Origin of the sequence: Streptomyces sp. GbtcB7, assembly GCF_019091445.1 — a bacterium.
Lineage (GTDB): Bacteria > Actinomycetota > Actinomycetes > Streptomycetales > Streptomycetaceae > Streptomyces > Streptomyces mirabilis.
In genome coordinates this window covers 1-382 of sequence record NZ_JAGXJM010000160.1, presented here as the reverse complement: position 1 = coordinate 382, position 382 = coordinate 1, and the positions used below count along the sequence as shown (strand labels likewise).

Genomic DNA, 382 nt, shown 5'->3' with positions numbered 1-382 from the left:
TGGGCCGCACGGATGCTCCTGCCCCTGGGCACCGACCTCGCACTGGGCACCCTGCGCACCCTGGCCGCCCAGCAGGGCACCCGCGCCGATCCGGCGGCGGAGGAAGAGCCGGGCAAGATCCTCCACGAGGTGCGGCGCGGGGTCTTCGACGACGGCATGGGCCTTCGCCTGCCGCCGGTCTACTACGGCACGGTTGACGCGACCCCCCTGTGGATCTGCCTGCTCCACGACGCATGGCGCTGGGGCCTGCCCGCCGATGACATCGAACCGCTGCTGCCCGCGCTCAAGGCGGCGCTCGGCTGGATCGACGCCGCCGCCCGGGCCGGAGACGGGTTCCTGTCCTACATCGACCACAGCGGCACCGGCCTGGCCAACCAGGGCT

1 pseudogene is annotated in these 382 nt (G+C 73.3%); it reads left to right on the top strand.

The window, feature by feature from the left end:
• Window positions 1–12 precede the first annotated feature (12 nt).
• Window positions 13–382 (top strand): annotated as a pseudogene (locus KVT44_RS55660) (amylo-alpha-1,6-glucosidase); the annotation flags it as partial.